This is a genomic window from Psychrobacter arcticus 273-4, from assembly GCF_000012305.1.
In the GTDB taxonomy this organism is placed as follows: Bacteria; Pseudomonadota; Gammaproteobacteria; order Pseudomonadales; family Moraxellaceae; genus Psychrobacter; species Psychrobacter arcticus.
Genome location: NC_007204.1, coordinates 1,737,304 through 1,759,909 on the forward strand (window position 1 = coordinate 1,737,304; position 22,606 = coordinate 1,759,909).

At 42.5% G+C, this 22,606-nt stretch carries 13 protein-coding genes, 2 tRNA genes and 2 pseudogenes; 12 read left to right on the forward strand and 5 right to left on the reverse strand.

All coding sequences use genetic code 11. The features are described 5' to 3' along the window. Positions 1 to 330: 330 nt before the first annotated feature. Together PSYC_RS07440 and PSYC_RS07445 are read left to right on the forward strand one after the other, a co-directional pair. Positions 331 to 1,230 carry an ABC transporter permease gene (locus PSYC_RS07440; protein ID WP_011280704.1) on the forward strand — a complete coding sequence of 300 codons (900 nt, stop codon included), beginning with the start codon at positions 331 to 333 and terminating at the stop codon, positions 1,228 to 1,230. Positions 1,231 to 1,261: 31 nt separating this feature from the next. Next, entirely contained in the window at positions 1,262 to 2,056 is a 795-nt protein-coding gene (locus PSYC_RS07445) for an ABC transporter ATP-binding protein (RefSeq protein ID WP_011280705.1), read from the forward strand. Between the two features lie 10 nt (positions 2,057 to 2,066). On the opposite strand, the gene PSYC_RS07450 is transcribed toward PSYC_RS07445, so the two are convergent. Further along, positions 2,067 to 2,681, reverse strand: a complete 615-nt coding sequence (locus tag PSYC_RS07450) for a response regulator transcription factor (RefSeq protein WP_011280706.1) — start codon at positions 2,679 to 2,681, stop codon at positions 2,067 to 2,069. Positions 2,682 to 2,684: 3 nt separating this feature from the next. Beyond that, positions 2,685 to 4,760: a sensor histidine kinase gene (locus tag PSYC_RS07455; protein WP_187147092.1), complete on the reverse strand. Its 2,076-nt coding sequence runs from the start codon at positions 4,758 to 4,760 to the stop codon at positions 2,685 to 2,687. Between the two features lie 295 nt (positions 4,761 to 5,055). On the opposite strand from PSYC_RS07455, the gene PSYC_RS07460 reads away from it, so the two are divergent. The 10 genes and pseudogenes from PSYC_RS07460 to PSYC_RS07500 all read left to right on the forward strand — a co-directional run bounded on the left by PSYC_RS07460 (position 5,056) and on the right by PSYC_RS07500 (position 17,009). Continuing rightward, the gene (locus PSYC_RS07460; protein ID WP_049750925.1) at positions 5,056 to 6,441 is read left to right on the forward strand and encodes a cytochrome c; all 1,386 of its coding nucleotides are present in this window, start codon (positions 5,056 to 5,058) and stop codon (positions 6,439 to 6,441) included. Beyond that, positions 6,441 to 7,376, forward strand: coding sequence for a c-type cytochrome (locus tag PSYC_RS07465; protein ID WP_011280709.1), 936 nt, complete (start codon positions 6,441 to 6,443; stop codon positions 7,374 to 7,376). Before PSYC_RS07460 ends, PSYC_RS07465 begins: the two co-directional genes overlap by 1 nt. A gap of 185 nt (positions 7,377 to 7,561) precedes the next feature. Continuing rightward, positions 7,562 to 9,955 carry an FdhF/YdeP family oxidoreductase gene (locus tag PSYC_RS07470; RefSeq protein WP_011280710.1) on the forward strand — a complete coding sequence of 798 codons (2,394 nt, stop codon included), beginning with the start codon at positions 7,562 to 7,564 and terminating at the stop codon, positions 9,953 to 9,955. A 110-nt stretch (positions 9,956 to 10,065) separates the two neighbouring features. After that, positions 10,066 to 11,076, forward strand: a complete 1,011-nt coding sequence (gene fdhD, locus PSYC_RS07475) for a formate dehydrogenase accessory sulfurtransferase FdhD (RefSeq protein WP_011280711.1) — start codon at positions 10,066 to 10,068, stop codon at positions 11,074 to 11,076. Positions 11,077 to 11,601: 525 nt separating this feature from the next. After that, positions 11,602 to 12,203: pseudogene (locus tag PSYC_RS11430) on the forward strand (IS1 family transposase). Further along, entirely contained in the window at positions 12,196 to 12,339 is a 144-nt protein-coding gene (locus PSYC_RS11690) for a putative transporter small subunit (RefSeq protein ID WP_187147140.1), read from the forward strand. Before PSYC_RS11430 ends, PSYC_RS11690 begins: the two are co-directional and overlap by 8 nt. A 288-nt stretch (positions 12,340 to 12,627) precedes the next feature. Then, positions 12,628 to 12,701 (forward strand) — tRNA-Cys (locus PSYC_RS07485). A gap of 124 nt (positions 12,702 to 12,825) precedes the next feature. Beyond that, positions 12,826 to 12,912: transfer RNA gene (locus tag PSYC_RS07490), tRNA-Leu, on the forward strand. A gap of 146 nt (positions 12,913 to 13,058) precedes the next feature. Further along, positions 13,059 to 13,496 (forward strand): annotated as a pseudogene (locus PSYC_RS07495) (IS3 family transposase); the annotation flags it as partial. A 747-nt stretch (positions 13,497 to 14,243) separates the two neighbouring features. Continuing rightward, the gene (locus tag PSYC_RS07500; protein WP_011280714.1) at positions 14,244 to 17,009 is read left to right on the forward strand and encodes a LuxR C-terminal-related transcriptional regulator; all 2,766 of its coding nucleotides are present in this window, start codon (positions 14,244 to 14,246) and stop codon (positions 17,007 to 17,009) included. 144 nt (positions 17,010 to 17,153) lie between these two features. Here PSYC_RS07500 and PSYC_RS07505 read toward each other — a convergent pair whose 3' ends face one another. The 3 genes from PSYC_RS07505 to PSYC_RS07515 all read right to left on the reverse strand — a co-directional run bounded on the left by PSYC_RS07505 (position 17,154) and on the right by PSYC_RS07515 (position 22,597). Continuing rightward, entirely contained in the window at positions 17,154 to 17,945 is a 792-nt protein-coding gene (locus PSYC_RS07505; protein WP_011280715.1) for a hypothetical protein, read from the reverse strand. A gap of 159 nt (positions 17,946 to 18,104) precedes the next feature. Next, positions 18,105 to 20,453, reverse strand: coding sequence for a hydantoinase B/oxoprolinase family protein (locus PSYC_RS07510; protein WP_319795827.1), 2,349 nt, complete (start codon positions 20,451 to 20,453; stop codon positions 18,105 to 18,107). A gap of 5 nt (positions 20,454 to 20,458) precedes the next feature. Then, positions 20,459 to 22,597 carry a hydantoinase/oxoprolinase family protein gene (locus tag PSYC_RS07515; RefSeq protein WP_011280717.1) on the reverse strand — a complete coding sequence of 713 codons (2,139 nt, stop codon included), beginning with the start codon at positions 22,595 to 22,597 and terminating at the stop codon, positions 20,459 to 20,461. Positions 22,598 to 22,606: the final 9 nt, after the last annotated feature.

A 22,606-nucleotide genomic window follows, 5' to 3' on the forward strand; every position in this document is an offset into this window, starting at 1 on the left:
TTTTAAATAATCAGTATAAAATAAACAGTAGATGATAATGTTGATTGCACAAGCCGTAGTTATCATCTACATTAGCTTTACCTTGCTATTTATTGATACAAACAAAACCCAGCTATTTGTCAGTAGGCTGGGCTTGTTGTTTAAAGGCTTTCAATAAGCAAAGATTATGATCATTTATGACAGTGATCGATTGTGCTTTACCCTAGCTGCAGATTATACAATCTGTTAAATTCACCGCCTAAGTGTTTGGCTTGTAGATGACGCTGACATATACCACTCGTCTCCATCCTATGGTTCGCTAAACACTTGGTTATGACTTACTGATCTCTTATGTCTTTAATTGCTTTTTTTGGTGCACTTGAAAGTGGTCTGATTTATGGGCTAGTGGCGCTTGGCGTTCTTATCTCATTTCGTACCCTTGATTTCCCAGATTTAACGGCTGACGGTAGTTTTCCGTTAGGTGGCGCTGTCGCTGGTATCTCTATCATCGCTGGTATCAATCCATGGCTTGCCTGCGCTTTTGGTATGCTAGCAGGATCAGTCGCCGGTATCGTCACTGCTTGGTTGCACGTCAAACTTGGCATTTTGCAGCTGCTTGCCAGTATCTTGGTGATGGTAGCACTATATTCTATCAACCTACGTATTATGGGTGCGCCAAACTTACCGTTATTGGGTGAAACCACGGTATTTAGCACCTTGGTGACAGATGGCAATGGCTATTGGATGCGCTGTCTGATCATTGGTATCGTCGTGCTACTGGCCATGTTATTTTTAAATTGGTTTTATAGTACCGAAACCGGTCTTTCGATGCGTGCGACTGGCTCTAACCTGCGCATGGCACAAGCGCAAGGTATCAATACCTCATGGATGACCATCATTGGTATGGCGATCTCTAACGGTTTGATTGCCCTAGCTGGCGCGCTATTTGTCCAGACCCAAGGCGGCGCTGATATCTCGATTGGTATCGGTACAATTGTTATTGGTTTGGCAGCGGTCATCATCGGTGAGACTATTATTCCGGCTAAGCGCATTTGGCTCATTACCTTTGCTGTGGTCGTCGGTGCGGTACTGTACAAGCTGTTTATTCAAGTGGCACTATCGAGCGATACACTACGTAGTATTGGCTTTGGTCCGCAAGATTTGAACTTGATTACCGCTTTACTCGTGGTATTGGCATTAATATTGCCAAAAGCTAAAAATAAATTCTTAAGTCGTAAAGTTCGGGCTTAATGTCAATATGCACCCATAAGGAATAATAATTATGATGCAAGCTACAGATTTGCGGTTGACCTTTAATCCTGGAACGCCCATTGAAAACCCTGCCCTACGTGGTATAAACCTAAATATCGCTGATGGTGAGTTTGTGACCGTTATCGGTACCAATGGCGCTGGTAAATCGACCTTTTTAAACGCGGTCAGTGGTACCACACGCGTCGATAGTGGCTCAATCTTGTTAAATGGGATTGATGTTACTAAAAAGACCGCGCATCAACGTGCCCATTGGGTGGCTCGTGTATTCCAAGACCCAATGGCGGGAACTTGTGAGGCGTTAACGATTGAAGAGAACATGGCACTAGCGTATAAACGCGGTGGTAAACGTGGACTCAACTTTGCTCTAAACCCAAATAACCGTGATTTGTTTAAAGAAAAGCTGTCGGTACTAAAGCTTGGCTTAGAGAGTCGTTTGACAGACCGCATGGGCTTGTTATCCGGTGGTCAGCGCCAAGCGGTTAGCCTATTGATGGCATCATTACAGCCTTCTAAGATTCTTCTGCTTGATGAGCACACTGCCGCCCTTGACCCTAAGACTGCGGCTTTTGTTTTAGAATTGACTGATAAAATCGTTACTGACAATCAGCTGACAACAATGATGGTTACTCACTCGATGCAACAGGCTTTAGCTCATGGCACCAGAACCGTGATGCTACATCAGGGTCAAGTGGTATTAGATGTGGCTGGTGATAAACGTCAAGGCATGACTGTGCATGATTTACTCGATATGTTTGAGCAAACGCGCGGCGAGAAAGTTGATGATGACAGCTTGATATTAAGCTAACCGATCCTAATTAAGAATCTAACAACACCAGCTTTTGAATCAGCTCACTGACATGCTGTGCTTGCATTTTTTTCATCACCTGCGAGCGATGCACTTCAATTGTACGCATAGATACGTCCAAATGATCAGCGATATTTTTATTCAGATTGCCTTGCATCAGCTCATTGGCGACTTGTTTTTCTTTCTCCGTTAATTGCGCATAAAGTGTGCGTATATAATAAAGCTTAGCACGTTTGAGCGTTAAGGCTTGCGCGTGCTGAATGGCCTCTTGTAAGCGCTGACTACCGATAGGTTTTTCTAAATAATCTACCGCGCCCTTTTTTAACATGGCGACGGCATCAGCAATTTCACCATTACCGGTCAGAGCAATCAATGCGATAGGACTCTGCTGCTTATTCAGATGAATTTGTAATGCCTGACCGCTCATATCAGGCATCATCAAATCACTGATCACTACTGCTGGCGCATAAATATCGACTTGCTGCAAAAACCTCAACGCACCGTCCCACGTTTGGGTCGATAAGCCTAAGCTGCTGATCAAAAATGCACACGAATGACGCACACTTTCTTCATCATCAATGATATGAATGACAGGCGGCTCATTTAAGTGGTTAGAAGAAGACATACCCTACCTTAAGATGAAAGAGGTTGGTAAATAAAAAGAAACTTGCGCACCCATTTTATGTGCCAGTGAATAGCTTTTATTAGCTTGAGTGATATGACTTTTACTCACAACCGACGGTTTTAAATACTGCTGATAATGACGATGAGTCATTTGTACATTAGCAAGCTCATCCTCCGCATTGACATTACCAATAGTCATTTTACCATTCAGTGATTTACATAGGCACTGACATATCATCAAGCCCAACCCCAGACCATCTGGCTTTGTGGAGCGAATAGCATGTTGATGATTTAAATAAGGCTGCGACTCATTTTTTATGTTATTTTTAATGAGCTGCGCCTCATTAAAGCCACCGGCATCGTCAGTGACACGCAGTACCAACCACTCGTCTCCTTGGTACTCTTCTATCTCACAGCGCAGCATAATGATGGTTGCGCCTTGCTGCTGCGCATTCAATAGACTGTTTATCAATAACTGATCCAATAACAAATTTGGTAATTGTAAGTACTGATAGTCGCTGGCAAACCAAAAACGAGTGTCTGCGCCTTTGTCACCGAGTAACAATACGCACTGCTCATGAGTTGCCGTAATATCAACGCTCACTTCATTGGGTTGTGCCCGTCCCGCCCAATGCCTGATATTTTTGATAACAGCAGCAGCACGCTCTGTCTCATTGACGATTTGCTGTAAAGCGGTCTCAACACTTTTTTGCTCTATCGCCTCTTTATTTACTTTGTTATTTTGACTGCGAATCAATAGCCCTTGAGCATAATTTTGAATGGTCGCAAGCGGCTGGTTTATTTCATGAGCGATGGCACCGCTCATCTCACCTATCACAGCAAATCGCTCCGTTTGCCGAAGTTGCTGATCATAATCCCGAATAAGGCGGTTTTGAGAGTCTATTTGTTGCCGGCGCCGCCAAGCTAGCCAGCTCATCCAGCCATAGTTGATCGTTGATATTAATACCACAAAAACAATGATACTCATCCACCATCGGTGCGATTTTATCCAATCAAATAGATGCGTACCCAGCGATTTTTGCGCAGGATGTTGCCCCATCTCATACAAGATACGTTCAGCATCGCTGTTGGATTCAGGTGTCAGCCAGCGCAGGTTTGCCGCTTCATCAAACTCAAGAGCAGAACTATGGTCAGTGTCTTGTGAGCCTGTGCTAAATAAATACTGATTAATCTGCTCAGTTAAGGCGGCAGGTGCTTCACGGGTAGCAGCAAGCGTCCAATTGGGATAAATCTTGGTCGAGGACTGGCAGTTAGAATCTGTCGTGACTGGATTAATCAGTCGATATTGTGATTGCTCAATCTTACCTTGAGCTGCCATCTCTTCCATCAGACATAAGGGAGCGATTGCTGCCTCTACTGCGCCGCTTGCCAGCGTACTCAGCGTCAGCTCAATCGGATAGTCAACAAACTGCGTCCTATAATCACTTGGCGGCACCCCGTTTTTTTGTAATAAATGGGCGACCAATAAATAACCAGCAAAAGCATCCGGATTGACCGCCGCTATTTTGCGCTGTGATAAATCTTGTAATTGGTAAATATCACTATCCACCCTGACCCACAAGGCACTGGCAATCTGCTCCATCGCATTAGGCTGATTTATCGCTTTGTCAGCTTTATCTTGTTTACTCAGCACACGCTCGTTTTCCAATTGCTTATATAGCTTATATTGAGCATCGGTTTTAAAGTCAGATTGTTTAACAGTAGATATTTTAAATTCATCTGACTTTTTGTTTGGTGTATTCGCTTGCAAGGTTGCAAGCCATCGCCAACCTGCGGTATCCATTTTAATAAACTGTATTTGTGGACCTAACACAAAGGCGAACTGCGGCACCTCTATTTGCTGTTGCCAATTTTCCAACGCCAGTGGTACCAGCACGACGGTATCTTCTTTTAGATGTTTATTAAGCCCATCCAACCAAGGCTGCCAACGTTGTTGTGCGGCAGTCTCTCCTTGTGGTGCGAGCACACCCAAATAGTAAATTTGCGCATTTGCTTGATAAGCCGACAGTAGAAAAATAAGCAACATCACTGTCACTGTCACTGTCACTGTCACTGTCATAACCGTAGTTTTTAGCTGCGCTCTAAAACATTTCACCAATGGTTGATGAGCCGCCCATATCTGCATCGATCGTAAAACCTTATAATAAATGTGGTTTTCCACAATATTACCACATTACACTTCACTCTATACTATGTAACAAGACTGTATCATAATCAAACGATGTTTTTATAATCATTGAGCTCAGTGATCGGGATAGATTACGAATCGCGTTGTGACTACCTATTAGCTACTTATTACAGATACAACCATAAATTATCAAAACATACCTCATTTTACTATGGAGGGCGCGCTTGTGAAAAAGTGGCCATTAATCATTGTTATTACAGCGGTCATCGGACTGGCTATGGCATTTATCATTGGGCAGCTATTGCCTAATATGCGTACTACCAACAGTGACCTTGCGGTCAACATTACCGATCCTGCTTTAATCAAGCAAGGTGCTTATGTAGCACGGACTGCCGACTGCGTTGCGTGCCATACGACCCTTGGTGGTAAAGAATATGCTGGTGGTTTGCCGATGCTAACACCACTTGGCGCGATTTATTCAACCAATATTACTCCTGATAAAGCCACAGGAATTGGCAACTACACCTTTAATGAATTCAAAAATGCTGTCAAGCATGGCGTCCGTAGTGACAATAGCGCCCTATATCCTGCGATGCCCTATCCGTCTTATCAAATTATGCCTGACGATGACATGGCAGCGATGTATGCCTTTTTTATGTCAGAAGTCAAAGCCGTCAATCAGCCCAACCTTAAAAGCGAGTTACCACCGATTGCCAACTGGCGCTGGCCTCTGGCTTATTGGCAAGTATTGTTTGACCGTAAGCGTGATTTTGTCTCAGAAACCGATGATGCGGTTATCGCTCGTGGTCAGTATCTCGTCGAAGGTCCTGGGCACTGCGGCTCATGTCATACCGAGCGCGGTATTGGTTTTCAAGAAATAGCCTTAAGTAATGCCGACTCAAACGAATATTTAAGCGGCGCCATCATTGATGGCTGGCGCGCCAAAAGTATTCGTGGTGAGCATCGCGGCTTAGGTACATGGACGATTGCTGAGCTAAACGACTTCTTTAAAACAGGTCGTACCGATACCACTGCCGCTTTTGGCGCGATGGCTGAAGTTGTCGAGCACAGCACTCAGTATATGACTGACGCCGACTTAAACGCCATGTCATCCTATCTAAAAACCCTAACCCCTGCTCCCAATAAGGAAGTGACGCTCCCTGAGAAAAAAGACATTACCACTGAAAAATTATTAGCCGGCAACTACGACTCACGTGGTGCACTCCTTTATGTTGAATATTGTACCGTCTGTCACCGTGCTGATGGTAAAGGGGTACCGCGTATCTTCCCCGCACTTGATGGCAACAGCGCCGTTTATGCCCGTAATGCTGACTCTGTATTGCAAATCACCTTGGGTGGTGGACGTATGCCAAAAACACCGCATGACCGTATGGCATTTACCATGCCTGAATTTACCAACCTAGCTGACGCCGATATTGCAGAAGTGGTCAACTATGTCCGTAATAGTTGGACCAACCAAGCGCCTGAAATTACGGTTAATGATGTGGTAAAAATGCGCGCCTTTCTTGCCAAAAAGCCAAAAACTGGCACAGATATCGCGCCAGACCTGAGTGTTAAAGACCTTGATGCTGCTGCAAAAGGAGCCAAATAATGAACCATTTATCCGATACTAATAGTATTGCCCCGCGCAGACTTTCTATCTCGGTATTCACTGCCGTTGCATGCGCTGTCGCTATCAGTGGCTGCTCACAGCCAGAGCCTGCTGAGCGTAACCCAGTTGAGTACAAACTGGTCACAACCGATGATGCTAATAAAGATATTGGCTCTTATGTGTTACCACAAGACACCTCTATCTTAGATGAGCCAAATGCTGAGAAAATCATCTACGGCAAACGCTTGTTAAACGAAACCAAACGTCTATTGCCAGACAATGTTGGCGCTCAGATGAACTGTAATAGCTGTCATATCGCCCAAGGCAAAATCCCACTTGGTGACCCGTATATCAACAGTCATAATTTCTACCCACGCGTGATGCCTCGATCCGGTAAAGAGGTGGATTTGACCATGCGGATCAATGGCTGTTTTCAGCGCTCGATGAACGGCAAACCCTTGAAACCTGAGTCAGACGAGATGCTTGCTATCTTGGCTTATATGGAATGGTTGTCACAAAACACACCCAAGACCCAAAAAGTGAATATCGATAATACCGGTAAAGTAGACGAATCACTGATACCTGACCCTGTACAGGGTGAAAAGATTTATTATGCTCAGTGTGCGACCTGTCATGGAGACAATGGTGAAGGCATCAAAGACAGTCGTGGCGATATCATCTTTCCACCGCTATGGGGTGATGAGTCTTTTAATATTGGCGCAGGTTTGGCACGTACCTATAAAGCCGCTGCTTTTGTTAAATACAATATGCCGATAGGTATCCAAACTCAAGGTTTATGGGGTCATGGTAATGTATTGAGCGACCAAGACGCCGTCGATGTTGCAGAATTCTTCACCCACAAACCACGCCCTGATTTTGCTAAGAAAAATGGTGATTGGCCAACCGCTCCAAAACCAAAAGATGCACGTTATTAAACGTTGCCTATAGTCTAGTAACCTCCCTCTACCAAAAAACCTCAAGCGATTAATAAGCTTGAGGTTTTTTTATTGTCTACGTGTTCATTTATGCAGAAGTAATGCTACTATTAAGTGCCTACTGCCTATTCTGTAGACATCATTTATTATTCTTTGCTTATCGTCATTTATCTATAAGGTCTGTCATGCGCAAAATTCCTGTTTATACGCACCCTGCAGCCGGTTGGCCTGCACTGATTGCTTCTACTCGTAAGCTGATGGATTACAGTGCCTTTTTGCGAGGCAGTTTGAGTGTATTAAGTAGCAATCAACCCAAAGGCGGGTTTGATTGTCCGGGCTGTGCATGGCCAGATCATAAATCACATAAAGCACTTGATGTCTGTGAGACTGGTATCAAAGTCATCGCCAGTGAAGCTATGTCTACGCGTGCCGATGCTCAGTTTTTTGCTAAGCATACGGTTAAAGAACTGCAAGGCTGGTCGGGGTATGAGCTTGAGCACATCGGCCGATTATCAGAGCCACTATATTACGATGCAGCGCAAGATCATTATATCCCTATCTCTTGGCAGGACGCTTACGCCCGTATCGCTAAGCAATTACAGAAGCTTGATTCACCAGATGAGGCATTATTTTATACCTCAGGGCGCATTACTAATGAGCCCGCCTTTATGTTTCAGTTGTTTGTACGTTGCTTTGGCACCAATAACTTACCTGATTGCTCAAATATGTGCCACGAGCCCACCTCAGTGATGCTCGGTAAGCAGTTGGGCATCGGCAAGGCGACTGTCGTATTAGAAGACTTTGAGCAGGCCAAACTCATTATAATGTTCGGACAAAACCCAGCTACTAATCATCCTCGTATGCTGGAGATGCTCGCCCATGCGCACAAGCAAGGGTGTCGAATTCTTTCTGTCAATCCTATGCGAGAGCAAGGTTTAAAAGCTTTCAGAAATCCGCAAAAGCCGTCACATATGGTGGCAGGAAAGAGTGACGCCGTCGTTGATGACGTGATTCAAATCCAAATTGGTGGCGATGCCGCGCTACTGACTGGTATGGCAAAATGGCTCACCAAAAATAATAAAATGAACACAGATTTTATTGAGCAACATACCTCAGGACTTGAGGCACTAGATACTTGGTTACGCCAGCAGTCTTGGGCGGATGTCGAACGCGGCTGTGGTATTAGTAAGGAAGAAATCATCAATCTCGCCCGCCTCGTTGCAGACAGTCCAGCGACGATTTGTACTTGGGGTATGGGCATCACCCAGCACGTTCAGGGCGATGACAATGTCGCTATGATTACCAATCTGCTGTTATTAATGGGTATGATTGGTATCGATGGTGCAGGCGCGTCGCCAGTTCGTGGGCACTCCAACGTGCAAGGCGATCGGACGATGGGTATCCATGAGCGTCCCAAGCAAAGCTTGCTTGACAGCCTTGAGCGTGTATTTGAGCGTCCAATGCCACAAGAGGACGGCCTCGATGTGATTGCAGGGGCAAAAGCGATGATAGACGGCAAGATCAAAGCCTTTGTGAGCATGGGTGGTAACTATGCGGTTGCTGCGCCTGATTCAAGTGCCATTCAACAAGCATTAACTAATAATCAGCTTAATATTTTTGTCGCTACTAAGCTCAATGAGACGATGCTTTATCCAGGCGTGGACAATCTAATTTTACCGTGTGTGGGTCGCACGGAGCGCTTAATTACGGCCAAAGGTGAGCAGTTTGCGACAATTGAGGATTCCATGTGTCAAATCGTCGCTACTCAGGGTCGCCTTGATCCAATTAGCAATACCCTAAAATCTGAAGCGCAAATTATCGCAGATATTGCCACGCAGTTGTTTGGGGCTGAGTCGTCGATACCTTGGCAAGCTATGGCTGAGGATTTCAACGTTACTCGTGATTATATTGCTCAAGCCATTGAAGGCTTTGAGGACTTTAACCAGCGTATTCGTGCCGCTGATCGTGGCTTCCATTTGTATCACCCTGCCCGTCATCGTCAATGGAATACTGAAAGTGGTAAAGCACAGTTTGAAGTGCCAAAATATCCGATTACTTATGTTGCAAGCCAAATGACAGAGAGAACCGCAAAATTTGCGGCAGATTCAAAGCAGAAAATCGATATTAATAGTGATATCAATAATGCTCAAAATAATTCTACATCTAACTCACAAAACAATACTCAAGCTAGTGAACAAGCGGTTTGGCAATTAACCAGCGTCCGTAGTCATGATCAGTTTAATACGATGATATTTGGCTTTCAAGACCGCTACCGCCAAACCGATCGCCGTGATGTATTGTTTATGCATCCTGATGAGATGAGCCGCTTGGGTTGGCAAAAAGGTGATACCGTTATGGTCTCGCGTCAAGACAGTAAAGATCAGCAGCGCACATTAGGGCCATTGATACTGACAGAGATGGATATTGCTGCTAATGCCGTCGCAACCTACTATCCTGAATGCAACGACCTAATCGACTTAGACACACATGCCCCAGATTCTAAAATACCGGCGTATAAGTCATTAACCGTCGTTTTACAACGTGTTAGTGCAGATACTAGACTAGCTGACTCTGCCTAGCAGGAAATAACAATGCTAATTAATAGTGGTAATGACATTTGAAATAATAGTGACGTTAAAAAGGTAACAGCCATAACAATATCGATGACAACACCATATAAAGAGCGTTCATGATAGTTGAAAATAATGCCCAATATAGCGACCAAGTATCGGCAGATAGCGTGTCTGAAGACTTAGCCTTACCTGCGACGCCGCTTGCACGCAAACATATGGCGCAAAAACACGCTTATCCATTAAATGAGTATAGTCACAATAGTATTGATATTGAGGGCTTTGATGAGATTCATATTGATCGTCAGCTGGCAAGCTTGGCTGTGGAGGCCGCGATTTCTATTGTTATCAATGGTATTCACTATGCGGTACTAATGGCCAGCCCCAGCCAGCTTGAGTACTTAGCCGTTGGGTTTTTGTTCAGTGAGGGCTTGATTGAACACAGTCATGAGTTACTCGATTGGGAAGTGACTCAGCTTACGGATAGCGCAAGCTTTGAAAATTTTACTGAGAACTCAATTGACGAGACTAATGTCTCAATGCCGTTTGAGCAGCTACAAGACTATGATGTTTATGTGGTGGAATTGGTATTAAACCAGCGCTGCCATCAACGTATCCAAGCACAAAAACGGCAGCTTGCAGGACGAACAGGATGCGGCATGTGCGGGATAACCGGACTGACACAAGCGCTGCCAGATTTGAGTGGTTATGCACAGAATAAGCAACAGAATGCGCAACAAGTCACGACAACCAAACCAAGTCTTGATAGTTTACTGAACATACGAGCACAAGTCGATGCCAAGCAACACATGCATCAATTAACAGGCGCGGTCCATGCGGCTGCCACGATGCAGGGTCAGCACTTGCATCTATTTGAAGATGTGGGACGCCATAATGCGCTTGATAAACTCATCGGTTGGCAGCTACGGCACAAGGTAGAGGTCGAGTGCGTGGTTATGTCTTCGCGATTGTCGATAGAACTGGTACAAAAGTCTATTCGGGCTTACATACCGTGGCTGGTTGGTATGTCCGCGCCTACCAGTACGGCGGTGCGTGTCGCTCAGCGCTACGGACTAGGGTTGGCAGGGTTTTTACGTGATAATAGAGTGACTTATTATTCAAGACTGTAGTTTATTCATAACTTTAGTGTGTTCAGAGATTGATTGTTTAAACCTATTGAACTAGGAACCTCAAGTGCGCTTAATTCGCCTTGGGGTTTTTTATTGCCTATCCAAACCCTTATAGTCAGTTCTAAATAAAATCGATACGTTGATAGCCACGTGCTATTGGTGTATAAATGTTCCTTGCGTGCTGCTAAACAGTGACTGCGGGAAATTCATCTCAGTAGCACTGTATCGGTTTTAAAGTGAACCAACTATATCAACCTTCAAAATCGTTATTACTTTTTAAAGTTATTATTACCTCTTGAAACCCTATCGCTCACCTACTTGGGCTAATAAATTTGAGATTAGAGGCCTAATGAGTTACCCTTGTAGCGTGTAAATGTTACAACTATTTAACACAGGTGTCATTTTATTTAATAATGACAAACGAAATGTAGTCGTGGTTTAACCATTATTCGGTGTTGTATCAGAAAGTATGCTGAGGAATTAAAAGAGGGGTGACAGCCGAAGCAAGATGATATATTTGAGGTTATGAAGACACAAATAGATATCAGCTGCCCCGACTGTCACAGTATAAGTTTAAAGAAAAATGGCATAAAAAGCTATGGCAAGCAGAACTACCAATGTAAGGATTGTCAACGTCAATTCATTGGCGACCATGCCTTAACCTACCAAGGCTGTCATTCTAGAATAGAAGATAGAATACGGCTGATGACTGCTCGAGGCTGCGGCATCAGAGACATCGCTGTCATTACCTCTGTTAGTATTGGTAAAGTACTGAGCACCTTAGGCTCATCTATGCTTATGATCGTGACACCAGTGAGATTGTGGCTTATGTTTGGGGTAAACGTGACTTAGCCACGGCAAGAAAGCTACGGTGCCGTCTCAAGTACCTTAAAGTGACGTATAGCTCTGTTAGCATGGATAACTGGAACCGTTTCTTAACCGCCTTTAAACCAGATAATAAACGGGGTGGCAAACAACATACCGTAGGCATAGAAGGCAATAATTGCCGTCTCAGACACCGACTAAAACGAGCCGTTAGAAGAACCTGGTGTTTCTCTAAAAAGCTTGATAATCACTTTAAAGTCTTTGATTTGGTGTTCTTTTATATCAATTATGGTTATGTCTGATGCCAGCATGCTTTTTAGAACACCACCTTATATTTTAGTATGGCCAGCGATTACGCTTGGGGTGTTGATACTCATTTGCACCGCAACCTATCGCGATATTAAAAAATCTCGCCGTGATAATAAAGATATCGTTTAGCATTTTAATTCCTACGACATTTATTTGATACCTATTATTACTAGCATTACAACATCACCAAGCACAGGCTTGGTGGTCATTTTTTAGGCAATAGCACCCGTTAACACATCTAGCATGTTCATAGCATATAGAGCTAGTAGATGTGTAAAATAGTGAGTCTTAAGCCAATTAGATGTTAATAAAGGCACAAATACGATGACAATACTAAATAAAGTGGCTTTAAAGCAGCTTTGATGAAAAAATGACTTGTAATTTAAATTAATTTTGCTAATATAGGCATCCTTGATTGGCTGGGTGGCAGAGTGGTCATGCAGCGGACTGCAACTCCGTTAACGCCGGTTCGATTCCGACCTCAGCCTCCAATTATTTAGGTTAAAATTTTATTAGTATCTTATTAATTTTAGCTTGCTTTATTAATATAAATGCTTATAATAGCGACCACTATCTAGCAAGTAGAAAGCTTACTCATTAGATAATACAAGTTTTGCCCGGGTGGTGAAATTGGTAGACACAAGGGATTTAAAATCCCTCGCTAGTAATAGCGTGCCGGTTCAAGTCCGGCTCCGGGTACCATTATATAGTCCTATACTATCTTATAGAACAACAAAGCCTCTGATATCAGGGGCTTTGTTGTATCTGGCGTTCTATACTGTCCTGCTCTATCTATCCCAATCCATGCACTTTGAGTATACTTAGTTTTGTGAGCTATGCTCGAATGAGGCCACCGCGTACTTTGCCAGACACAGCTCGTGAAGTACGCCTTTATCAAAGATAACCACCTCTTTAGCATCACCATTATGTGCCGTGTATTAAGTGTTAAGTCATCAAGCTACTACGACTGGAACAGTCGTGACATCAGCGACCAGCAGATACACCGTAACCACTGTGAGCTACTAGTTAAAGCCGCTCACAGTGGTTACGGTGTTGATCGATTGCATGCAAAGCTGACAGAGCAAGGCTGTGATATTAGCTTATACATGGTTAGAAGTATCAAAGAAGAACATGATATCAAATGCCGTCGTCATAAGCGTTTTAAAGTCACCACTGACTCAAAGCACAACAAGCTGGTCTATCCAAACGTGCTGGATCAGAAGTTTGATGCCAACCGTCCTAATGAGTCTTGGGTCAGTGATATCACACAATATATCGAGCTTGAGTACAATGAGGAGCGATTAGCAAAGCACTGCTTTGCAGCGACGCAAGACAAGAGCTGTGCTCGCAGTGGGGCGAGAATTCAAAAGAGTTTGGGCTATAGATCGCCAAGACAGATGTGGTTTGACTTTTATCGTCAAGCTGCGTAACTAAAATCTCCCAAGTTTAGTTGTACGGATTTGACAGCAGGGGTCAATGTGTAGTTTACTACCTCATACATTTTGTTATGCTCAAGTTGTTCTTAATTTATCTGTAAATATTTTGCTACTTAAGGACTTGATTGGTGGATGAAATATCTTTCATTATGCGCTAAATCCGACAGGGTCGATTGACCCGTTTAGATTCAAATGCTTTAATATTAAAAAATATAGCAATAAGTTAAAAGGTTTGAAAAATAATCATAATATTATGGATGCATAAGCAAAACGTAATATACCAAACTATAAAAGCAAGCAATATTCTCATCCTACGACACAACTAAACAAAGAGCTACATGATACCGTGCATAACACAGAACGAGCTTGGCAAGGTGAGGTGCAACCTATAGGTCGTTAAGTTGGGCAAAGAATTCTCTTAAGTGGCTTAGCTTAGAGTCTCCTTATAATATTCGATAAGGTCTGTCTGCTATAGTTTTGTGCTGTTTATAGCTTGATTGGCATGTTAATCTAATAAGTATTATAATTTTACTGTGTATAAAGAGAAAGAGAGTATACAAGGATCGTATATTTGACAATTTGAGGATGTAATGCAGGATGCATAAAAAAGAGGCAGATAATATACGCCTACCATTAATTCTCACTAAACTTAATGCACCGACAGATTCTGTGCACTTAGTGTTACGTCCTCGTTTAATGAGTAAGTTAATTGAGAATATTAATCATCGCGTCATGTTGATTCATGGTCCTGCTGGTTTTGGAAAAACCAGCCTTGCCATGCAGTTGCGAGAATTTTTAATTACTCAAGAACATCGCGTTGCTTGGCTAAGTTTAGATGCACAAGACAATGACCCTGCACGTTACATCAATTATATTGTGGCAGCCATTCATAGTGTAGAAGATAGCATCGTAGTCAATACGACAGCCTTATCTGAGAGCCAATCTAATTATGCCATTAATTTTATTCTGTCTGAGCTGGTTAACCAGCTTGAATTATTGAATGAGCAGATGTATCTCGTTCTCGACGATTGGCATTTCATTACTAATCAAGCTACCAATGACGCTTTAAATTTTTTGATTGAATGTGCTCCCGATCACTTTCACCTTATCATTTGTAGCCGTACACAGCCACCTTTACCTATTTATACACTACACGTTAAACATCAATTGTGTGTGATAGACAGTACAGAGCTACGTTTTGATGAGACTGAAACATCCCACTTTTTACATAAGAGTAATAAGGTAAACTTAAGACCTGAAGATATTCATACCTTATGGAAAAAAACTGAAGGTTGGGTTGCTTCACTGCAATTAATTTTACTAATGTTGCGAACACAAAAAAGCAAAGATGATTTTACTAATCTTTTCGATGACATTGGAAAAATTCATTCAATTAATGAATATTTTGCAGAAAACGTTTTAAATAACTTACCCATTGATATGTTAAATTTCTTACTACAGACCTCTATCCTCGAAAGGCTCAATGATGATTTGTGTAATACGGTTACTCAAAGAACAAATAGCCAATCCTTATTAGAGTCATTATATAAGCAGGGAATGTTTATTCGACCCTTAGATCAAGAGCGTTGCTGGTTTCAATATCATCATTTATTTGCCTATTTTTTACAACAGCGTCTCAAGCTACAAATGCCCGAAAAAATCAAGACCCTACATTTATCAGCAGCACAATGGTTTGCCAATAACAACCAAACTAATGAGGCCGTAGATCATGCTATTGCGGCTAAAGAGATGGATCGTGCCATCTCTTTCATAGAAAAGGATTCAATGTGGCTAGTCGAACACAGCTTTATGGGAACATTACTACGCCTGATCGACAAAATCCCTGAAAAAGATATTGAAATGAGCTGTGAGTTACAACTGGCCATTGCTTGGGCACACTGCCTGACACATCACCCACAAAAAGCGCAGCAAGCACTAAATTTTGTTGAAATAGCTTTAGCAAACAAAAAGTATTCAAATGAAGCTAATATTCGTATTGAAGCACGAGTTTTGCAGGCATGTATTAATATGTATGCAGATCGTTTAGATAAAATAGAACAAATATTACCCACACATTTTGATAAAGAAGATAATCACAATCCTTGGGTTGTGGTCGTTGCAAACAACATTCAGACCTATGTATTGATACATAATTACAACTTTGATGACGCCATACAATTGCAACAGCAAGTAGGCCGCTTTCATCAACACACAAGAGGTCCATTCAGTGGTGTTTATGGTGACTGTTTTGCAGGCATAGCCTATTTAAAACAGTGCAAGCTAGATATTGCAGAACAATATTTTAAAAAAGCTCAGAAAAAGGCTTGGGATAAAGCAGGAAAACATTCACATGCCGCTTATTTATCAGGGGCATTGCTAGGACAGATATACTACGAACGCAACCAACTCGATGAAGCAGAAGCCCTACTTATGGATAGCTGGTTATTAGGTGCCGAGGGTGGTATCGCCAATTTTTACATTGCAACCTATTGTTTCAGTAGTCGTTTAGCAATCGTAAAAAATAATTTTTCTGAGGCTCATGCTATTTTAGATAAAGGTCAACTTGTCGCTCAGGCATTATGTATTCCACGTTTAGAGTTTTTACTTAAAGCAGAGCTTATAAAACTGTATATATCGCAAGGTAATATACAGTCTGCACAACATACAATGCAGCAATGGAATAGGCTTATCATACCTAAGCAAGCATCTAGTATCATTGAGCAGTTATTTGAAATTCGTGCATGCGCTGAAGCACGTTTGCTTTGCAGAACTGGAGAAGATAAAAAAGCCATAGAAATATTGTCTACTATTTTGCAAGATAATATTCTAAAAAAAAGGTGTTATTACGAAGTGTGCACACGCACTTTACTAGCCAAATCTTTGAACAAGGCAGGACGTCATACAGAAGCTGAAGATATATTGTTGCCTGCACTACTTAAGGGTTTTGAGCAGGGTATGATTCGAGTTTTTATTGATGAGGATCAAAATGTTATTAAGGTTATCGAAAGATTAGCTAAGCGATGCCGGCAGCAGCATACTACAAACGCCACCGCAGAGTTTAATCGTTGGTTACTCAGTTTGTTGGCACTGGATAAAATACAAACAGAAAATATGGATATTACCCGGACCTACATAGAAAACCCTTCACAAGCACGCGAATTAGCAGTTAAAACCTTAAAAAAGAAAGAAATCCTCATTCTCGAAATGCTAGAGAAGGGCTTGTCGAATAAGGAAATCGCTAGAAATTTGAATATTGGTGTCAATACGGTAAAGTGGTACTTAAAAGCCATATACAATACGTTGGGGGTATCTCGCCGTGTTCAAGCAGTCATCGAAGCCAAAAATCTCAATATATTAGATTGATTAAAACGCTTCATCCCTCCTGCCCTAGTTCTTAGGTTTACTATAACTTTAAAAGACCCTCAATTACAAAAAAAGGCGCTTGATTTACAACACTCATCTAATGATGTTGCTCCTGTTATTTTATACAACCCAGCCCACCTGAATTTAACTTAGTTTTTCTCGGAAGTCTAGCACCTGCTCTGGCACAGCGTCCCGAGCAATTTCAGTAAAAATTGCACCAGAAGTTTTGATAGTTACTTCACCTGAAGTCCAATACATCGATGGTAAAACAGGAATGGTTATTTTGGGACTACTAAACAATACTTCATTATCTCGGCGCACACCAATGACCCATTGATAATGCTCTGCGATGTTTTTAATAGGCTGATAAGCTTCTTCAGCGACCTCGCCTTCACGCTCATCAAAGATCAGCCCTGCGATTTGAGTACCGTTAAAAGTACGTAACCAGTCTGCACAGTAAATTGCTGCATTTTCGGCATCGTCATCGTCAAAATCATAATCTAAATCAGGCTGGACTGCACGTGTGGTCGAATATAACATTTGTAAAGGAGAAGGTAATTGCATAACCACAGGTATCCGTTGAGTTTGCACACTGGAGGCGACAAGAGCACTGGCTGCTGCTCTAAATTCCTCATCACTCATGAAGGTTCTAAGCGCATAACCTGCACGACTTTTTTCGCTCATTGCAGTGGTCAATTTTTGATTTTCAGAGAGTTCTTGCGCAATCATCTTATCTAAAGAAATAACAGCAACATGCGGTCTTAAAAGTGTTGCTATTTGACTCAAGTGATTAGCATATGCGGTAGCATCATGCCAAGGAATTGTTTTTCCTTGTAGTAATACCTTTTGGGCGTAATCTTCCGCATTCATTATGAGCTTGGAGGTACTATCCTCAGAATATGAGCCTTCGAGTAATAATCTTAGTATATTTGGCATAGTAATATCCTTTTAGCAAGTATTTTTGATATGTTGTCGTCTTTAATAGACAATCCGTTGTTAGAAATAGACAATCCGTTGTTAGAGATAAAATATACTGTTAGGACTTGACTATATAAGCCAAGTCCCAACAATTAAAAGTGTTAACTAGCATCAGATTTAGGTCAGATGTTGAGTTTCTATACCAAGCTCTCCCTCCAAATCCTGAATCCGTGCTTCAAGTTTTTCAATCTTCATCACATGCCGATTGGGAATGGTGATGAGTGGAAGCTCCTTAAGTTTGCCATGAACTCGCTTAGGACGGTTATTTTCCCATATGGTAGCGAACAATTCTTCATCATTTCCTTGTCCCCAAGACCCATAGTAAAATATATCTTCTGGTGGTTCTTCTTTCACGTGTTTTTTCATGAATTCTGCATAAGGAATACCACGCTCAAGTCGAGCTTTTCTCTCTTCATCACGCAAGCGTTCAGTCGCTTCTTTATCAACCACATATGTTTCTTCGTTCCAAACAACCTTATAAATGCTTTCTGCAGTGTGAGCAGAAATCCTATTTATCTCCAAATCTTGCATTACGTGCTCTGGATCGCGTTCTAGGGCGTCGCCATAACCCCCGCCCGAACCTTGCGAGATCATATACAGCTCACCTTCTTCGCATCGATCAAACTGCAATCCCATGTGAGAAGTTATATATTTACCATTTTCGTAAGGCTGTTCATTCATTATTCGTTCGATTGAAAGATCAAACTGTGTCGGATCTTTTTTAATAATATCATAAATATTAATACCTTTAACCATGGAGAGGGGATAAGTTGGGCAACCATAGCCACCAAACATACCACCTACACTAGAGAATTTTGCACCTGAGGTCACTGTCATGAAACCCCATTCAGGCGTGTTTCGTGCTGCAACAATCATCTCATAACCCATACCGCCACGATACTTACCAAAACCTTGGTTATCACGGACGATACGCTTAGAAACAAGTTGTAAAAATGGTACTTCTTCTTCCATGACTTCTTGCTCACCAGTATCTGCCATCGCACAAAACAACGGAGCAATCGCATCTTCGCCATCTTTAAAGGCTTTGGCACCACCGCCCATACCGTTTAAATCTGCACAAAGGTTACCGACCTGTTCACCATGTTGCGTTTCACCACCCCATAGAAAGTCATTGATTTGATTGAACCATGGAGCAATGATGTTAGAGTACTTATTAGGCATAGAGAATTGCAGTTTCGCATATGCCGCTTGTAAGGCGGTAAATCCACGGAATGATGCTTGCAGATTCTGCCCAATCGGTGCATCATAGCTACAATCTCCCCATGTGCCTTCATCACTGATAAACTCGAACGGTGAGAGTGCACCCGTAGAACGAGGTAAATCTGGCCACCAGAAAGATAAAATAGCTTGCGCAAAGAATGCTTTAGTCGATGCAAATGGCGAGTTGATCGCTCGATTAAGAATTTCGGGACCTGTACCACGCAAATCGCAGATCAATCTGTCGCCTTTTACGGTAATTTTACAGGCAAACTTGATTAAGATATTTTCTTTTAAAGTTGAATCCACAAACTGATGTACAGTAACTGTCCCGTCTGGCATTGCCTGAATACGACGACGCACTTCTTCTTCAACGTCCTCAACTGTCATACGAATAGCACCCACAAACGCATCTTGACCGTGCTCATCAATGGCGTGATCAACAACATCCATGACGCGACGTACTGCTCCCAATTTTACTTTAATATCAGCAAGCATCAATTTTGGATCACGTGTTGAATGCTGTAAGAAAGTTAGCAGGTCTCGACGCAGTTTTCCACGCTCTACGATTTTCATCGGTGAGCCACGTAAGCCATCATCAAACGGTGTTTCTGAACCAGAAGGCATACCACCTGGCTCGCAAGCTCCATTTTCACCTTCGTGAATGGTAGCGCCTACCCAAGCTATAACTTCACCATCACGCATGATAGGAGAAAGTAGTGATTGGTCGGTGTTGTGTACACAGCCGAAACGCGCATCGTTATGGAAGAAACCATCACCAGGGTTAATACCTACAGTAGGTTCGTCTTTCCAGTATTTCATGATATAGCGAATGGGGTGATGTAATACTGCTGAGAAAGCAATCACTCCACGATTTGACATATAACAAACATCACCTTGTGCAGTATAAACCGCAACTGACAAGTCTGCCCATTTAGCTCCCGGTGCTGCCCCCATACTCTCGCACATCTCAAACGCGTCATCAAGCGCACCTACTAATCTGCGACGGATTCTATCATAGAGTAACGGATCGGCACCCTTAGCGAGCACTTCTTTCTCTAGTTCAGAGCGTTTCGAAATAGAGTGATTACGCATAATTTCAGGATCAGGACCGAGAAACAATGTTGTCTCGTTCATAAAATCTTCGACCCAAGCTTTTTCTTCGTCGGTTAATTCACGACCTGATTTGTATGTATCTGTAGTCATAATTATTCCTTTATTATGTATTAGAGCTACCTTGTGTAGCATTATCCTTATTGTGTAGCCTTGTCCTTAAGTAACCAAACAGCACCTTGTGATGTAGGCTCAACCCGCCAGTCTTTTTCAATAAGGTAGGTGGTGCTTTCAGTGGTAATAACAGCTGGTCCTTTCACCACATACTTTTCGTTAAGCGCGCTGGCATCGTAAATGGGGGTATCAACCGCTTTATCTTCATTGACAAAATATACTTTACGAAATGAAACAGGCTTAGGTTCGGTTCGCACTAAATCAGTTTCCAAATCATCGAAATTTATTATTTCACTATCAATAAAGGAGGCAACACGAATGGTCTGTACGCGCACCCCTGCTTCAGGGGCTTCAATACCTTTACCATAACGATCTACATAAATGTCAGAGAACGTGCGTATAATACTCAAAACCTCGCCTACATTCTCAATACGATTAATATCTAAAGCGACTGAAGTAGTCACACGCTGGTTACCATAACGCATATCCAACTCTAAACGATGTTTTACTTTATTAACATCATAGCCTTGGCGTACCAAATCCTCACGACCTTTCATTTCTAGCTCTTCGACATAGTCATTAAAGCGGTCATACTCATCAAAGAGAGTCCGTGATATCGGTTCATATAGCACCACATAAGCACTACGCTCATGAATGTGCAATGGCTTCATATTACTTGCACCTAATGCCGAGAAAACAGAAGCAAATGGTGGGAATAAAATCTTAGAAATCCCAGCTTGTTCTGCAATACCACAGGCATGTAGTGGGCCATTACCACCGTAGGCAACCATAGTAAAATCATCGATAACACTACCGCTACTTCTTAGCTCCACTTCAATACCAATCGCCATTTGCTCATCAACGCTACGCTTAATAATCTTAGCAACCTCAATTACATCTAAATCCAGCTCGTCACAGAGGTTATCTTCTATTACGAAACGTGAACGCTTTGGATTGAGCTTAATGAAACCATTAGCGTAGTTATCTGGATCTAAATAACCAAGTAGAAGGTCAGCATCAGTTACCGTTGCTTGTAATCCACCGCGGTCATAACAGGCAGGTCCTGGATCAGAGCCCGCAGACTGTGGTCCAATTTTAATTGCCTTATGAATGCGATCATAACTAGCAATAGAACCACCACCCGCACCTAATGTATTTAAATGGATCATTGGCAAGCAAATCAACCAACGCCCAATGACAGGATGGAAATCGTAGTGTTTGACACCACCTTCTGGAACTAACCCAATATCAAAAGATGTACCGCCCATATCCATGGTAACTACATCACCAATACCCGTACTTTCTGATAAGTGCTGTGCACCTCCGACACCTGCAATAGGGCCGGAGTGAATAGTACGTAGTGCGTCAGTTGAGTTAGACTGCGCCATACCACCAGAGTTATGTACAACTAACATTGGTTTCTCATAACCAGAGTTGCGTAAATTGGTAGTGAGCTGATTAATTGCATTGAACATGATAGAGTGCAAGAAGGCATCAATGATTGTCGTATTGCCACGTACAAATTCACCTTTACGACCTGATACTTGGCTACTAAGAATGACAGGTACTGATCCCAATTCGTGCGCAGGATACTCTTCCAAAATAATCTCTAACACGAGCTGCTCATGTTCTGGATTTTCTGTCGCATTAACTAAGGCGACAACGATAGCTTCAGCACCGTTGGTAATTAGGTCACGTACCTGTTTACGTACATCTTCTTTTTGTAGAGGAACAAGAACCTCACCAATCGTATCAATACGCTCTTTTATTGAGCGCACCATTTTACGTGGCACGATAGGCTCAGGACGTTCTGCATCTGGCATATCGCCTTGTTTCACAGGATCTAATCCCTCACCATAGCCTTTAGAACGAGAAATATGGATAGTATCTTCAAAACCGTGGGTAACAATAGCGGCAACGCGTGGACCTTTACCTTCGATAAGTGCGTTTGTACCAAGTGTGGTGGCGTAGCGCACCGATTCAACTTCCTTGAGTACTTCCTCTCGAGATAGTCCAGCACGTTCACACGCATTATCAAGTGCAGCGTTGAATCCTAAAGCGAGGTTGTGATGAGTGGTGAGCGACTTTGACTCAATATATAAGCCATCCCATGCGAAAAAGCAATCGGTGAAAGTACCGCCGACATCAACAGATATTCTTTTCATGTCATTCTC

Bases quoted from the DNA above. Each gene is read 5' to 3' on its own strand.
- PSYC_RS07440 (WP_011280704.1), top strand. From the start codon at position 331: ATGTCTTTAATTGCTTTTTTTGGTGCACTTGAAAGTGGTCTGATTTAT.
- PSYC_RS07445 (WP_011280705.1), top strand. From the start codon at position 1,262: ATGATGCAAGCTACAGATTTGCGGTTGACCTTTAATCCTGGAACGCCC.
- PSYC_RS07450 (WP_011280706.1), bottom strand. From the start codon at position 2,681: ATGTCTTCTTCTAACCACTTAAATGAGCCGCCTGTCATTCATATCATT.
- PSYC_RS07455 (WP_187147092.1), bottom strand. From the start codon at position 4,760: ATGACAGTGACAGTGACAGTGACAGTGACAGTGATGTTGCTTATTTTT.
- PSYC_RS07465 (WP_011280709.1), top strand. From the start codon at position 6,441: ATGAACCATTTATCCGATACTAATAGTATTGCCCCGCGCAGACTTTCT.
- PSYC_RS07470 (WP_011280710.1), top strand. From the start codon at position 7,562: ATGCGCAAAATTCCTGTTTATACGCACCCTGCAGCCGGTTGGCCTGCA.
- fdhD (WP_011280711.1), top strand. From the start codon at position 10,066: ATGATAGTTGAAAATAATGCCCAATATAGCGACCAAGTATCGGCAGAT.
- PSYC_RS11690 (WP_187147140.1), top strand. From the start codon at position 12,196: ATGTCTGATGCCAGCATGCTTTTTAGAACACCACCTTATATTTTAGTA.
- PSYC_RS07500 (WP_011280714.1), top strand. From the start codon at position 14,244: ATGCATAAAAAAGAGGCAGATAATATACGCCTACCATTAATTCTCACT.
- PSYC_RS07505 (WP_011280715.1), bottom strand. From the start codon at position 17,945: ATGCCAAATATACTAAGATTATTACTCGAAGGCTCATATTCTGAGGAT.
- PSYC_RS07510 (WP_319795827.1), bottom strand. From the start codon at position 20,453: ATGCTACACAAGGTAGCTCTAATACATAATAAAGGAATAATTATGACT.
- PSYC_RS07515 (WP_011280717.1), bottom strand. From the start codon at position 22,597: ATGAAAAGAATATCTGTTGATGTCGGCGGTACTTTCACCGATTGCTTT.